Origin of the sequence: Streptomyces milbemycinicus (assembly GCF_002154605.1) — a bacterium.
Classification (GTDB): domain Bacteria; phylum Actinomycetota; class Actinomycetes; order Streptomycetales; family Streptomycetaceae; genus Streptomyces; species Streptomyces milbemycinicus.
On record NZ_MUNE01000452.1, the window covers coordinates 1 to 14546 of the forward strand.

Below are 14546 nucleotides of genomic sequence, written 5' to 3' on the forward strand. Positions count from 1 at the left end.
CCGGGCTGTCGATGCCCTCGAAGACGCGGATGGGCCGGAGGTTGACGTACTGGCGGAAGCTGCGCCGGATGGGGATCAGCAGGCCCCACAGCGAGACATGGTCGGGCACCCCCGGGTAGCCCACCGCGCCCAGCAGGATCGCGTCCTTGTCGCGGAGCTGGTCGATGCCGTCGGCGGGCATCATCGCGCCCTCCCGCAGATACCGCTCGCAGGACCAGTCGTCGTACGACGTGTACGACAGGGTGAAGCCGTGACGGCGGCCCAGGACGTCGAGGACCTGCTGCGCGGGCGGCAGCACCTCGGCGCCGATGCCGTCACCGGGAATCAGGGCAATACGGTGGTTCGTCATGCCGTCGATTCCAGCAAGGCAGCCGGCAGGGCGTCCAAGACGCAATCCGGATCTGCCTTATAACCGATGCCTATATGTCAGGGGCTGGAGGGGACCGCCGTCGTCCAGAAGGCCGCGGCGGCCGGCGACAGGACGCCACGGCGGCTGACGAGCGAGACCTGCAGCGCGGTCGCGGGTTCGATGTCCAGGACATCGGCCCCCGTCTGCCGGGCGATCTCCCGCCAGGACTCCGTCACCACCGCGAGCCCGACCCCGGCCAGCACCAGGGGCAGCAGGGCAACCCGGTGCTCGGTCTCGGCCGCCACGGTGAAGCCGATGCCCTGATCCCGCAGGGAATCGACGTACGCCCGCATCCCGGTCCCCGGCTGCCCCACGATCAGCCGCTGACCCGCCAACTCCTCACTGCGCACCACCTGCCGGCCGGGGAAGGAACCCGGCGCAGCCACCAGCACGAACCGCTGCTCACCCAGCACATACGAGCGGACCTCCTTGTCCGGCACCGGGCCGGCGGAAGCCAGCAGACCCAGCTCCACCGCCCCGGTCCGCACCGCGTCGATGACATCGCGGGTGGTGAAGGCAGCCTTCACCGCCACCGCCACGCCGGGATACCGCTCGGCGAAGGACCGGATCAGCGTCGTCAGCGGCTCGACCGCCTGCGACGGCATCGCCGCAACATCCAGTCGCCCCTCACTCAGTTCATGCACCGCCGCCACGCTCGCCCGCGCCGTCTCCAGACTCCGTACCGCCTCACGGGCCGGCTCGATGAGCGCCCGGCCCGCCTCCGTCAACACCGCCCGGCGCCCGATCCGGTGGAACAGCTCCGTACCCAGATCACGCTCCAGCACCCGCACGGCCTGCGACAACGACGGCTGCGACACGTACAGCGCCGAAGCGGCCCGGTTGAACCCACCCTGGTCGACGACCGCCAGGAAGTACTCCAACTGCCGGATATCCACGGGCCTCCTCCACTCCGCACCTGGCGACCAGGTGATCCGCCACTGTGCGTGCGCAGCCTCTCACGCACGAGCGGGCCGGATCGCCCGCCGGGCCATGCCACATCACGCAGATCAGGGGAGGGTCGCTGTAGAACTGCGTCCGGCGAGCCGCGAGGTCGGGGTGGAGCATGGAACAGCGGATGCAGGCTCCGGAGCTCACTGGTAGGCGCGTTGTTCGGCCAGGTCGAGCCAGTGCTCGACATCGGCTGGAGCAAAGTGCCGGATGGCCCAGTCGACCATGCGCAGGCTCATATGGGCCCAAGCGAGTCGGAGGAGATCGCCAGGCACAGCATCGAGGACGTCATCAAGCCGTTTGGAGATACCCGGTTCGCAGGTCTTCGCGTGGATGCCGAAGCGCAATGTGACCAGGTCGAATCGGCGATCACCTCGCCCGGCGCCATCCCAGTCGACGATGCCAGTGATCGCACCGCCAGCGGCCAACATGTTGCCAGGATGGAAGTCGTAGTGCACTGCGTCGTATCCGACGAGCTGGTCAGGGTTGTCCTCCCCAACTGCGGTGATCCAGCGTTCGAGGGCGGCACTGCGACGGTTGTGCCGGCGCAGAGGTTCGTGCAGGCAGTAGCCGGAACCGTCCTCACTCAGATGCAGGCCGACCGGAGGAATATCCAGGCGGTCGGCGAGTCGACCGGTCTGCAACCGGTTGAGTTCGAGGGCGTGCTCCAGACCACGGTGGTCCAGATCGTCGATCTTCGCGCCGGGCAGGAGCTCTTGCACAACGACCACCGCATGGTCGATCTGGACCGCCAACTCGGTGGCCGGCGCGGGGTATCCCGCGGACCGAAGAATGTCGGCCACGCTGAGCGGTCCTGCTTGTATGTCCGCAAGCGTGCTGTGTGGTCGCCACTTCAGGATCGACCGGCGGCCGTCGGCCCACTGCACGTAGGCGGCACCCACCTGCCCACCTGCCCACCTGGACACGGGCCCTGTACCGTCAGACGAACACCCGTCTGCGAATACAGGGCTTCAATCATCCGCTCGGCATCGAGCCACTCGGCCCTCGCCCACCTCTGCGGAGAAGAATTCACCGGCCGATCATCCCTGCATGAGTCGACGCGTTCTCTCTGCCGAGCAAAGTCATTGGCGTTGATCGATTCTCTGAACTTCTCGTCAAGGCCAGCATGTTTGTGGAACGCCGGGATCACGGCGAGCAGGTTGTCGCGGATGTCGGCCAGCCGTGCCCGTTGGACCGCCTCGAACGTCTCGGCGGGGTAGACCGCCTTGTATCCGATTGTCGTGTCGACGCTCCTGTGTCCGCAGATCACCTGGGCGATATACGGTGGCAGGCCGTTCATGATGGCGTCGGTGACGAAGAAATGGCTTGTGTCCGCAGAGGCCGTGTGCGGATGCGTGCGTGTCGTCATTGAGCCGGCGAGGTTCGGAGGCGGCGTTTGCCACCCCGGCATCGGAGGTTCACCGGGTGTGCCCGATGGCCGCGCTACCGCGTTACGCTTCACGGTCGTTGTGCTGGGGCTGGTAGACGTATGGAGCCGTGGTACTCAGAATGGCGAACCCGAGTCGTTGCAGGATGGGACGGCTTTGGTCGGTCGCGTCGACCTGAAGGTAGCGGTAGCCGAGGTCGGCGGCGATCCGGGCGCGATGGGCAACCAGGGCCCGGTAGATACCCCGGCCTCGCCAGGCAGCCACAGTGCCGCCGCCCCAAAGGCCCGCGAACTCCGTGGCCGGGTTCAGCTCCATCCGCGCTGAGCAGACGGGCAGGTCGCCGGCCATCGCAACGACCATGCTGACCGTTTCCGAGTTCTGGGCCAGTTGAGTGAGCAGCCGCTGCCGCAAACTGGCACCGCTGGTGCCAAAGGCCTGCTCGTGGACGTCCACTACGAGATCCACTCCTGCCGGGTCGGTAACCGGGAGCAGGCGGACGCCCTCGGGCAGCGCGATGTCGGTCGGCAGATCCTGGACCCGGGCGACCATCACCGCTTCCTCGGGCTCGGCTGTGAACCCGGCCGACCGCAGTCGCCTCCCGAGATCGCCGGGCCGGTCGTGGGCGTATGCCTTCCACTCGAACTCGCGCCCCAGCGTGCCGAAGTAGCGCACCTGCGCCGCGATCGCCGCATCCGCCGTAGCATCGTCGAGGTCCGACCAGAGGACGCCGTTCCAGTCGTGATCCGCGCCGACGTGCCGCACGACGTCGCCGTCACGCTCGACGCGGGCTCCGGGACCGTCGGGCTGCGCGTCGCGCCTCATCTGGCGGTCGAACAGGGCGAGCACTTCTTCGTGATCCATCCGCCCACTCCAGCATGAGGCGGGCGGCCTCGCAATTGAGTTTCTCCTGTTCACCGCCGACATGGCCTTCCACGTGCTCTCGATTCTCGCCGACATCTCCGTGAGCCAACGCGAGTGACGGCGGAGACCGGGATGGTTGCCGAACTGCAGAATCCGATCGTTTTGGTTCGGGGTGTTGGAAGGCGTGTCACGCGGTCGGCCGTCGCTGCCGACCTGCGGGCTGGATGCCGGACGCCACCCCGACGACGCCCTGCTCAACGAACTCATCGGCGAGGCCGTCGTCAAAGTGCCGGAGTTCAGCGACTGGTGGGACAGCCATCGGGTGGCCCAGTGCGTCCACGGCACGCAGCACTTCCACCACCCCGTGGTCGGCGAATTCACTCTGCGCCACGAGACGCTGGCCTTCCCGGCCGACCCGGACGAAACCCTGTGCGTGTACACCGCAGAACCCGGCTCCGCCTCCGCGCAAGCCCTCGCCCTTCTCGCCAGCTGGAGCGCCCCCGACGCCCCAGCAGATCCTCAAAGGCTTTCCCCTGCTACACCACGGGTGACCTGCCCGCCCCCGGTCCGCGTATCCCGCAGCGCTTCGCCATCCCCGTGCCGAGCCGTGCCGTGCCGTGTGGTGCCGTGTGGTGCCGTGCCGTGTGGCGCGTCGTCGTCACCGGGCCACCAGCTCCGTCAGGTCGGCGAGCAGCTCGGACGCGGTCACCGGGTCGAGTTCGGCGAAGGCGAGCCTGGACGGCTCCCCGGGCGGGTCCCACGCACTGGGCTGCTCGGACAGCCCGATGAATTCCAGCGACTGCTCGGTGGAGACGTCGACGGCGCCGAGCGTGAACCCCTCCGACGGACTGACGATGATCCAGCGGTCCTTCGCCACTTGCTTGGACAGCCAGCACTGCACACCCGCGAACATCGGCTCGTCGCGCTCCCAGCCGCGCCGCTCCAGGCCGAGCAGTTTGGCGGTCGGCACGGTGATGTTCTCGAACCGCTCCAACCGGTCGCGGGCCGCCTCGTCGTCCGTGAGCCGGTGCACGGCGCGGCCGAGCTGCGGGAAAGGCTGCAGGATCCCGTGGTCGGCGAAGAGTTCCTCCCACTCCGTCAGCTCCTCGCCGAGGTGGAGCGGGTGCGCCGGGCGCACCGAGGCGTCGTTGGGCAACGAGAACTCCTCGTCCCGTACGTCGGCGAAGGTGCGGTCCTCCGCCACCCGGAACGCCGTCACCGCCGTCACCGCCGTCGCCGCACCGGCGCCGCTGATGGCCGGGGTCTCGTACAGAGCCCTCTCCGAAGCCCGGGCCGGGATGCACAGCCACACCAGCCGCCGCACCAGATGCCACAGCAGGGGATGGGAGACGAACAGCTCGCGGAACTCACCGGTCGTCCAGCTGCGGCCCGCGACCATCGCGCCCTCCAGCCGGCGCACCTGGTCCGAGGCCACCGTCCGCACATCCTTCTTCAGCGCCATGAACCGCTTGCGTTCCGCCGGCGCCAGCTCGGCGTCGTCGTGGGCACCCGGCTTGGGCAAGTCCTTGCGCCGCTTGCCGTCCTGGTCCAGGAAGTACGGCCGCAATTGCTCGTCGAAGCCCACGGTGAAGCGCCGGGGCCCGTAGTCCACGACGGTCGAGCCGTCGGCGTCCAGCCCGAAGTCCGGCACCAGCCGGTCGGCGAGTTCCTCGCCGGACAGCCCCAGATCAGCCGCCACCTGCTCGATCTTCTCCTTGGCGCGCGTCTTGAGCGCCTTGAACTTCACCCGCTCGGACACCCCGTGCAGATGCATCAGGGCGACGTCGCTGCCGATGGCCGCCAGCACGTCCAGGCCCTCCACGGCCCGCTGGTGTGCTCCCTCGCCGGGCCAGTTCCGCAGGACCGGTGCCAGTCGGCGCACCGTGTCGTCGTCGCCGAGCCACCCCAGGGCATGCAGCGCCCAGCTTTCCTTGGCCGGCATCCCGGACAGCCGCCACTGCTCGAACAGGGACCAGGCGAAGGCGGCCAGCGATTCGGGATCGCACGCCTCCTTCACCACCTCCACGCCCGTATAGACCGCACCCGGCCGGGAGATCGCCAGCATGGTGAGCAGATGGCGCACGGACTCGGCCGGCAGCGCCGAGGTCCGCTCACGCAGCAGCACTCGCGGCAGTAACCGGGGGGCCGCCCAGGCGGCGGGCTCCGGCATCCTCGACGGCAGCGCGAGCTCCAGACGATCGGCCGACAGCAGGTCACGGACAACCGCGACCGCCTCGGGACCGTGACCGGCCGCCGCGTCGAGTACGGCGTCCTTGCCGTGCGTGGCGGCGATGGCCCGCAGCGCGTGCTCGGCGCTGTGGCGGGCGGCGCCCGCCGGACCGGCCGCGTCGGGCACCAGCAGCGCGGCGGCGTCCGCGCCGTGCCGGGCGAACCAGGCGCGGGTCGTGGCCGCGGCGGACTTCAGCCGCACGAACCAGTCGGCCATCAGCCGCGCGACCTCCAGCTGCCGATAGGGCAGGAGCAGCCCGCCGGCCACAGCGGGCTGCCGCGCCGCGGCGTGCAGCAGCGGCGGCAGCGCGTCCTCCGCCCATCGGGCGGCCACCGGCTTCAGCTCTTTGACGAGCTCCCACATGTGCTCGGGCGTCCACTGCGCCAGCAGCGGGCGGTACGTGTCCGGGCCGTCGGCGAACAGGGCGGCCAGACGATAGTTGTCGAGGTCCGTGAACTGCTCGCACACGGTTCGGACGTCGGGATACGGCTCGTTCTGCCGGCGCCGCACCCGCCGCCTGGGCTCCTCGACGGCGCCGGCCCATGCCTCGCGCTCGCCGGGCTGCCACAGCATGCGGGTCTCCTCCCCGGCGACGAGCCCCTTGACGGTTCTCGGCTTCGGCGCCGTCCGCCTGCCTGTCCACGGTGGGCTCACCAGCAGCTCGGGCAGCGCATCGGCGGGGGCGTCGGCGGCGGCCGGGTGCAGCAGCTCCCGCACCACCTCGGCGGCCTTGGGCGGGAACTGTGCGAGCCGCGGCTCCAGCAGCTCACCGTGCGTGGCGACATGCGCGGTCAGCAACTGGCCCAGCAGGAAGGAGTTGCGGCCCGGGGCGGGCGCCGCCCGGCCGGCCAGCAGGCGGGCCGCGCGCACCGGATACCGGCGCACCGCCTCCAGCAGCGCCGGACGCACCTGTTTGTCGTCCGCGTGGGCCATCAGCAGCTCGAACGCCTCGTCCGTCGGCAGCTCCGCCAGGATGCCCGCCTGTTCTTCCGCCGATGCCCCGTAGGAAGGCGTACGGTGCCGCCAGATCTCGGCGATCAGCGCGGCGACGGCCGGGCCGACGCCCTCGGCGACGGTGGCCGCGGTGGCGAGCCTGCCGTCGTAGGCGGACACGCCGCCCGCCCGCAGCAGAGCGCGCAGTTGCTCCTCGTCGTTCAGCGACTCGAACAGCATGGCACGTACGACACGGTCCTCCCGGCCGCTCTCCCCCGGGTCGGCGCAGCACTCCGCGACCCAGCCGGTCTCACCCGGGACCAGATACGACACCACAATCCGGCGCCGCGCACCGCCGCGGTGCGCGGCCAGCGCCGCCACCACCTCGCGGTACTGGCCCTCATCGGCCATCGACAGCAGCGTCCGCACCCGGTCGGCGGCGCCCCGGCGCAACCACAGCTGCTGCGGCGAATCGCCCTCGGGCAGGACGGCCGGCCTGGTGGTGCTGCCCAGGTTGTCCTCGCGGTCGAGCTCGAACAGCTCCACCGTGGCACGGGCCGCGAAGACCCGCCCGTGCCGCAGATGCCAGGCGTCGGCGACGTGGTCGTACAGCAACTTCCCGCGGTCGGTGACCACCGCCAGGACCGCGGCGCCGACCGGATCCGCCGTCCCCTCCAGATAGCGGCGTGCGGCGGCTGCCGGCTCAGGGGCGATACCCGGGACGGCCCCGCCCAGGACCGTGCCGGTCCACTCCTCCTTCGCCGCCGCGAGCCGCCTGTCCCAGGAGTCGAGAGCCGACTCGTGGGGGGCGTGCGTGTACCGGGTGATGCCGCCCCAGCGCGGGCGGAGGCTCTGCCGCCAGGCGGCGGGCAGCGTGAAGGAGTCCTCGTCGGGTGCCGCCGCGGCGTCTTCGGCATGTCCGGTGTCCCCGGCGTCCGGCATGGTCGGGCTGTCTTCTTCCCCGTCAGTCGGCTCCCAGCGTCGCATGGCCGCCCCTTCCTCATACCCGCGCCGACCCCGGGCCCGCGCCCCTGTGATGAACTCGCCCCTGACTCGGGCAAGATGGGCCTCACAGTAGATCCGGTCACTGACAACGGCCGTCGGCAGCCCTGCACCGAGACGCCGGGGGCCCTGCTGATACGGCGGGCGATGGCGGGTAGTTGTCGACGGTCATGGAGTTGTACAGGCGTGCGCTCTTGGTGGTGAGGCGGACGAGGGCGCGGCTGGGGCCCGCGGGCAGGGCGGAGATCAGGCGGGCGCCCTGGGCCAGTCCCCACACGCCGAGGCGGGACGTGGGGATCAGGGTCTTCGCCGCGCTCAGCGCGACCGCGCGGCTGCCGCGCACGTGCTCCGCCAGCGCGCGCTCGTAGGCGGGGAAGGCGCGCTCGTGGTCGCCGCCTGCCCGTGCCAGCTCCCCGGCGAGGACGTACGCGCCGACGACGGCCAGGGTGGTGCTGCCGCCGACGGCCGGACCGGGGCAGTAGCCCGCGTCGCCGACGAGCGTCACCCTTCCACGCGACCAGGTGTCCATGCGGAGCTGGGTGATCGAGTCGAAGTAGAAGCCCGGAGTGCGGTCGAGCTCGTCCAGCCACCGGTCCACGTCGGGGTGCATACCGGCGAACGCACCGCGCAGCAACTCCTTCTGCCGGGGCACGTCGTGGTGGTGGTAGTCGAGCTCACGCTCGCTCCGGAACAGGAACAACGCCCGCGCGTCACCGAGGTGCCGCGCGCCGTACATGCCGGCAGTGCGGCCGACCCCGACGTGGATGAGCAACTCGCCGTCGAGGCCGGATAGGTTCGGCAGGGCCAGCACCCCGAGGTAGGCCCCGATGAAGGTGTTGAAGCGGGACTCCTCACCGAAGACGAGGCGGCGCACGTTGGAGTGCAGTCCGTCCGCGCCGACGACGAGGTCGAAGCGGCGCGGCGCGGCGTTTTCGAACCGCACCTCGCCGTCGGGCGAGATCGCGGTGATCGAGTCGCCGAAGACGTACTCGACGTCGTCGCGTGCGGCGTCGTAGTAGATCTCGCTCAGGTCGTCGCGCATGATCTCGACGTGCCGGTCGGAGGTGGCACTGAAGACCTTGGACAGGTCCACCCGGACGGGACGCCGTGAGCCCTCCCGGTAGACGGTCATCCGGTTCGTGCCGGTGGCCCGCTCCTCGACGCGCGGGAGCACGCCCATCTCCTCCGAGATGTTCATCGCGGGCCGGAACAGGTCGACCGCGTGGCCGCCGGTCCTGCGCAGAGCCGGCGCGCGCTCGACGACAGTGACGGAGAAGCCGTGCCTGGTGAGCCAGTAGGCCAGGACCGGACCGGCGACGCTGGCGCCGGAGACGAGAATCCGCATGGCACCTGTCCTTTTCATTCAGTCCACCCGTACGACGTGGATCGCGGTGAAGGCCAGCAGGGGGGTCGCGGTCCGCGGCGGATCCTCGAGCAGGGGCGAGTGCCCGAGACCGGGCAGCAACTCGACCTTCGCGCCCGGAACGGCGCGGTAGTCGGAGGCGGATGAGGATCGCCATCTGCGGTCGTCCTCGCCGAAGATCACCAGTAGCGGCTTGCCCAGGACCTTCAGCCGATCCGGCAGCGCCCGCTGCTCCAGGTAGGAGCGGGTGGCCCGCATCGTCGTGGTGAACGTGTAGTAGGTCATGGCGCGCACCTCATCCAGGAGCTCTTCCGGGATCTGGTAGCCCGCGCGGCTGAAACCAGAGCTCGCGAGCCGGCGGAGCTGCTCATCGGTCGGCGGCCACTGAGAGGGGCCGGTTACGGCGGACTCCGGTGCGATGAAGGCGTCCAGGCTGGGGCCGGTGTTGACGAGCGCGAGCGCGGTCACAAGGTCGGGCCGCTGTTCGGCGAGGGCGGTGGCGACCGCGCCACCGCTGGAATGACCGACGACCACAGAGTGCTCGACGCCGAGCCGGTCCAGTGCCGCGCCGACCCGGCGTGCCTGGTCCGGGATCCCGTAGCTGCGGTCGGCCGGTTTGGCCGACCGGCCGTGCCCGAGCAGGTCGATCCGGATGACGCGGTGAGATCCGGTCAGCAGCGGAACCATCGGGTCCCACGAGCGGGCCGAGGATGCGGACCCGTGGATGAGCAGGAGTGCGGGGGCGTCGCGGGGGCCGTCCTGGCACACGTGGATGTCGCCGTCGTCCAGCGGCAGGGTCGAACTCTCGGTGGCCTCGGCGCCGCAGTTCATATACGGACCGCTCATATGCGGACCGCCGTCAGAAACAGTCATGAGCCCACTGTCCCCGCCGGTACGCGCCGGTGGATTGGACGAATGTTCCCCTCAACCGGCTCACGTAGCATGGGTTGATGCGGACGTTCGAGCACGGTGGGGCCGCGTGGGGCGTCACGTGCCCACGGCGGCCCAGCCGGGTGGCCGGTGTCACCATGGCCGGGTTCCGCGTCCGTGACCTGGACGCGCTCCGGATGGTCCCGCACCCGGCCGTGACACTGCTCCTGGAGTTCGGCGCCGGTTCACCCGTCCTTGACTACGCTGCCGGGCGGCAGCAACGGGGAAGCCTCGTCGCCGGGCCCGGGCTCGGGTCCGGAGGCGCGGTCCGGGCGTGGGGAGAGAACGTCGAGTGCGTACAAGTGCGCCTGTCCCCGGTGATCGCACGCGCGGTTCTGGGCGCCTCCCCCGCCGTCCTCGACGGGGCCGTCGTGTCCCTGGGCGACCTGTGGGGCCGGGAGGCGTCACGGATCCGCGAGCAACTCGGCGATGCCTCGTCGTGGCAGGGTCGCTTCGCGTTGACGGACGCGCTGCTCGCCCGCCGGCATGAGGCGGGGCCGCCGGTGGACCCGGAGGTGGCCTGGGCCTGGCACCGGATCGTCGTCAGCCGTGGCCTGGCCCGGGTCGACGGACTCGCGGCCGAGGTCGGGTGGAGCCGTAAGCGGCTGTGGTCCCGGTTCCGGTCGCAGCTCGGCCTGCCGCCCAAGCGCGCCGTGAAACTGGTCCGCTTCGACCATGCCGCCCACCGCCTGGTCGCGGGTGAAGGCGCGGCCCAAGTCGCGGCCGACGCGGGCTATGCCGACCAGTCCCACCTGCATCGGGACGTCATGGCGTTCACCGGGGCAACCCCCGCGACCGTGGCGGACGAGCCGTTTCTCGCCGTTGACGACATGGCATGGCCCAGCCGCGGAACACCCGCAAAGCCTCACGTCTCCAGGGATCTCCGGCTCGGGCGCCGACCGGAAGTGAGACGGCTACCACTGTGAACGTGGCCGCGGTCAGCTGGCCGTGCTCGCCCTGGGCATCCTGACCACCGGCCCCTGGGCCGCCCGCACCGTCGTTCGAAACGTCTCGTCCGGACACATCCCAGCGCTGGGCCATCTCGCAGAAGCCGCCCTCCCTGCGACGGCCGCCGATCCGGCCGGAAGCCAAAACCACCGGAAGGGCACATGACGCCAACGGCACCGAGAGCGGGGGAACGAAATCCTTGCCGATCAGTGGAGCGTTGCGGTCAAGCCGCGGTGGCTCAGCCCAGCGCGTCCATCAGGGCGGTGACATAGGCATCCAGCCGCTCCTCCACGGCCTGCGTCGTCAGCTCTGCCCTCCCCGCCTCCCGCCATGGCTGCGCCACCAACCGCACTTCCTCTGAGAACGCCAGCCCGTCCCGCACCCGCCAGTACAACCGCTCGCTCGCGGCCGCGGCCAGCACCCCGCCGGCCTCCTCATACGCCTCAGCGAACCGCAGACCCCACACCGGGCCGTGCAGCAACGCGAGATTGGTGGAACAGTGCGCCACATCGAGATCCGCCGGGCCCCAGGAGGTCCCTGCCCAGTCGACGACGCCGGTGATCCGGGCACCTGCCGGCCCTGGGTGCTCCACATCGAACAGCACGTTGCCGGGGTGGAAATCCCGGTGCAGGAATCGCCCTTCATACGGCGGCGCGGGCTTGCGGATCACCTCGATCGCCGCGGCCCATGCCGCCGCGTCGGTGCCCTTCGGAATGACGACGGTGTCGGCGGTCGTCAACGCCACATACTTTCGGGGGCGCTCGGCGGGTCGCAACGCGTGGATCGCGACGAGTTGACGGGCCAGCAGAAGGACGCGCATCTCCAATGCCTCATCGTCGAGGACCGTCCGGCCCGTCAGATGTGTCATAAGGAGCGATGGATACTCGCAATGCGCGGCGGTCGGATCAACCGCGACCAGTCCAGGAGCCGGCACGTCGGTCCCCGTGAGCAGGGTCAGGGCGCCGGTCTCCCTGTTCAGCCAGTCCTCGGCGTGCCCCACGAAGAACGGGTCGACGAAGCTCCGCAGCACCAGGTCACGGGTGCCTCCGTCCCGCGTGCCGATGGTCAGCCTCCGCATTTCGGCAGTGATGCCGCCATGCAGCGCCTCGATGCCGACGATCCGTTCGCCGGCCTCCAGATGCCGCCTCACCCAAGCCAGTGTCAACGGTCGGACAGCCGCTGCCTCATCGTGGTCGATCACCGTGCCACCTCATCATCCGGACGGCGGCACGCGCAAAAGCTTTCATCGGAGGCGATGGCCGTGCTGCTCATTCCTGTCATCTCCCGCGCAAAGAGACTGACGCCCCGCCGACGGCGACACGGGAGGCTGGGCTATCGGGTTGCCGTCGCCGAAGTGGTGAGGCGGGGTGGTGAGGCGGGGTGGCCGACCGCCAGCAGCACCAATAGCGTCACCGTATGGATCAGAACGAACGGCTACTTCACGCCTCGTCGTTCGGCGCGGCGGCGGTCGCATACGCCGAGCACCGTCCGGACTACGCGCAGGCCGCGGTGCGCTGGGCGCTTGAACCCGCGCCCGGCCCGCGCGTGCTCGACCTCGGCGCCGGGACCGGCAAGCTGACCGCGACGCTGGTCGCACTGGGTGCCGAGGTCATCGCGGTCGAGCCCGATCCGGGGATGCTGACCGAGCTGCGCCGCTCACTGCCGGAGGTCCGTGCCCTGCCGGGTAGCGCCGAGGCGATACCGCTGCCGGACGCTTCTGTCGATGCCGTGCTGGCCGGCAACGCCATGCACTGGTTCGACATGGCCGTCGCGGGACCCGAGATCGCCAGGGTCCTCGCGCCCAGCGGCATCCTGGCCGGCCTGTGGAACCTCATGGACGACCAGGTCGAGTGGGTTGCCGGACTCGCGCGGGTCAGCGGGAGCGCGGCCATCGGCCCGCGTGACACGCCCGCTGGCTGGCGCGCCGAGACGGCTGATATGCACCTTCCCGAGGCTGGTGTGGCCGCCCGGTTCGGCTCGCCGGAGCAGGCCGCGTTCCCGCACGGGCAGCGCCGCACCGCCGACTCTCTCGTCGGGACCATCGCGACGCGCGCCGGGGTGCTGGTCATGCCAGAACAGGAACAAGAAGCCACGCTGGGCCGGATCCGCGCATTCCTCGCCAGTAGACCGGAGACCGCCCGCGGCGAGTTCACTCTCCCGATGCTGACCGGCGTGCTACGCGTCCGGCGGCTGTGAAGATCACGTCGACAACCTCCTTCTGCTGACGGGATCCTGTGATCGGGGATGTGGCCCACGCCGGCGCACGGTCGGGCGTGTATTCGGGCTGCCGCCCTTCCCGAACCCTTGGCACCCGTGCAAGGCGCCCAGGTTCTGCACAACACCCCGGACTCGGTCTGGGCTGATCCCCGCACGGCCTGCCTGAAACAGGATGGTTCCGCTCCAGATGGGGACGAGGCTCGCGAGATGACATCTACCGCTCCGTTTGACGGGCTGGGTCATTCAGGACCCCGCTGGTGTGGAACGTACCAATTGCGGCACCCCGGCCGACGCTCACACGGCGTGTCCGGCTTTCCCACCGCTGGGGGTTGGTGGCCCGCTCGTAGTCGCTGCGCAGGCCGGCCGGGATCAGGCGCAGGCGTTCGCTGGGGCGAGGTCTGCCGTTGGCTGCGGCCCACGCTGAGATTTCCTCGAAGTCGGGAGCCGGGGAACCCATGATCGCGTACACGGGAAGGGAGTCCTCGGCGAGTACGGCGCGGGGCAGGGAGAGGCCGAAGCGCTCCTCGAAGATGGCGAGGCCGAGGCGCTTGCGCTCGTCGTAGTCATCGATATCGGGATCGCAGTGGGTCTCTCCGTCAGGGTGCAGAATTCCGGCGGCCACAAGGTCGGGCAAGAGCAGATCGGGCTCCTGACCATAGCGGTGGCCCTCCTCGCACAGCCCGAATCCGCAGACGGTGCGGCCGTCGCGCGCGTACAAGACGATGGTGGGCGGATGCTCCGAGTTGAAGTGGTAGTGGACGGCTTCCACACCGTCGCGTGAGACCTCTTCCAACCGGTCGAGATAGGGGCCGTATGTGATGGCGAACGTCCAGCCGGCATGCTCGCCGATGCGGGCCACGGCGCTCCTCGGCCCACGGTTGGGGTAGGCGTCGACGTCAAGGTCGGCCATCTCGCCGTCGGTCATCGATTCCGCCCTCGCCCCGCGCAGCGCCCCCATACGAAGCGCCAGTTCCTCGGCGTCGATGCCGCGGGCGAAGTGCACATCCAACATCCAGCCGGAACTTGTCGTCGCGCCGACCATCCACTGAATACCGTCGCACACGTGCCCTCCCCTTGGGTCACAAGCAGGCCCCTGCCTGTTCGTGATGACTTTAGGACGGCCCCGCGACGCTCCCCGCCAGACACGAAGCAACCGACGGCACCACCAAGACCATGGGAGCACCCACACCGATCAGTGTCCACGCCGACGACATCACCCCCATCCCCGACGAGGACTACTCGGCACTGCCGACAGATGGCGCGGTCGCGGGCAGGCAGTGGGTGCTTGAGAAGATTCAGTGCGCCACGAGGCGCTCT

12 protein-coding genes and 1 pseudogene are annotated in these 14546 nt (G+C 70.1%); 3 read left to right on the forward strand and 10 right to left on the reverse strand.

Annotated features, from left to right (window positions below):
- The 5 genes from CCN51_RS32865 to CCN51_RS32880 form a co-directional block, all read right to left on the reverse strand.
- Positions 1-349, reverse strand: a 349-nt coding sequence (locus tag CCN51_RS32865) for an isocitrate/isopropylmalate family dehydrogenase (protein WP_245881720.1), incomplete at its 3' end; no start/stop codon positions are given.
- Between the two features lie 77 nt (positions 350-426).
- Positions 427-1305 (reverse strand): LysR family transcriptional regulator, encoded by an 879-nt coding sequence (locus CCN51_RS32870; protein ID WP_014173238.1) that lies wholly within the window; start codon positions 1303-1305, stop codon positions 427-429.
- A 195-nt stretch (positions 1306-1500) separates the two neighbouring features.
- Positions 1501-2244 carry a phosphotransferase gene (locus tag CCN51_RS32875; protein ID WP_238545576.1) on the reverse strand — a complete coding sequence of 248 codons (744 nt, stop codon included), beginning with the start codon at positions 2242-2244 and terminating at the stop codon, positions 1501-1503.
- Positions 2211-2726 carry a site-specific integrase gene (locus CCN51_RS58120; RefSeq protein ID WP_238545261.1) on the reverse strand — a complete coding sequence of 172 codons (516 nt, stop codon included), beginning with the start codon at positions 2724-2726 and terminating at the stop codon, positions 2211-2213. The genes CCN51_RS32875 and CCN51_RS58120 overlap by 34 nt, the downstream gene beginning before the upstream one ends.
- An 82-nt stretch (positions 2727-2808) precedes the next feature.
- Positions 2809-3606 (reverse strand): GNAT family N-acetyltransferase, encoded by a 798-nt coding sequence (locus CCN51_RS32880; protein WP_014173240.1) that lies wholly within the window; start codon positions 3604-3606, stop codon positions 2809-2811.
- Between the two features lie 184 nt (positions 3607-3790).
- Here CCN51_RS32880 and CCN51_RS60200 point away from each other — a divergent pair.
- Positions 3791-4030 (forward strand): annotated as a pseudogene (locus tag CCN51_RS60200) (MmyB family transcriptional regulator); the annotation flags it as partial.
- Positions 4031-4264: 234 nt separating this feature from the next.
- On the opposite strand, the gene CCN51_RS32890 reads toward CCN51_RS60200, so the two are convergent.
- The 3 genes from CCN51_RS32890 to CCN51_RS32900 form a co-directional block, all read right to left on the reverse strand.
- A complete protein-coding gene (locus CCN51_RS32890) occupies positions 4265-7756 on the reverse strand; it encodes a DUF4132 domain-containing protein (protein WP_106436289.1) in 3492 nt (1163 codons plus the stop codon).
- 97 nt (positions 7757-7853) lie between these two features.
- Positions 7854-9116, reverse strand: a complete 1263-nt coding sequence (locus CCN51_RS32895) for an FAD-dependent monooxygenase (protein ID WP_014173244.1) — start codon at positions 9114-9116, stop codon at positions 7854-7856.
- 18 nt (positions 9117-9134) lie between these two features.
- Positions 9135-9965 carry an alpha/beta fold hydrolase gene (locus tag CCN51_RS32900; RefSeq protein WP_014173245.1) on the reverse strand — a complete coding sequence of 277 codons (831 nt, stop codon included), beginning with the start codon at positions 9963-9965 and terminating at the stop codon, positions 9135-9137.
- A 119-nt stretch (positions 9966-10084) separates the two neighbouring features.
- Here CCN51_RS32900 and CCN51_RS32905 point away from each other — a divergent pair, with 119 nt between their 5' ends.
- The gene (locus tag CCN51_RS32905; protein WP_043486049.1) at positions 10085-10990 is read left to right on the forward strand and encodes an AraC family transcriptional regulator; all 906 of its coding nucleotides are present in this window, start codon (positions 10085-10087) and stop codon (positions 10988-10990) included.
- Positions 10991-11250: 260 nt separating this feature from the next.
- Here the strand turns inward: CCN51_RS32905 and CCN51_RS32910 are convergent, their stop codons facing one another.
- The gene (locus tag CCN51_RS32910) at positions 11251-12162 is read right to left on the reverse strand and encodes a phosphotransferase family protein (RefSeq protein WP_014173247.1); all 912 of its coding nucleotides are present in this window, start codon (positions 12160-12162) and stop codon (positions 11251-11253) included.
- A 266-nt stretch (positions 12163-12428) separates the two neighbouring features.
- Between CCN51_RS32910 and CCN51_RS32915 the strand changes: the two genes are divergently transcribed.
- Entirely contained in the window at positions 12429-13208 is a 780-nt protein-coding gene (locus tag CCN51_RS32915; RefSeq protein WP_014173248.1) for a class I SAM-dependent methyltransferase, read from the forward strand.
- A 235-nt stretch (positions 13209-13443) separates the two neighbouring features.
- Here CCN51_RS32915 and CCN51_RS32920 read toward each other — a convergent pair whose 3' ends face one another.
- Positions 13444-14292 carry a DUF6461 domain-containing protein gene (locus CCN51_RS32920; protein WP_043486053.1) on the reverse strand — a complete coding sequence of 283 codons (849 nt, stop codon included), beginning with the start codon at positions 14290-14292 and terminating at the stop codon, positions 13444-13446.
- Between the last annotated feature and the right edge of the window lie 254 nt (positions 14293-14546).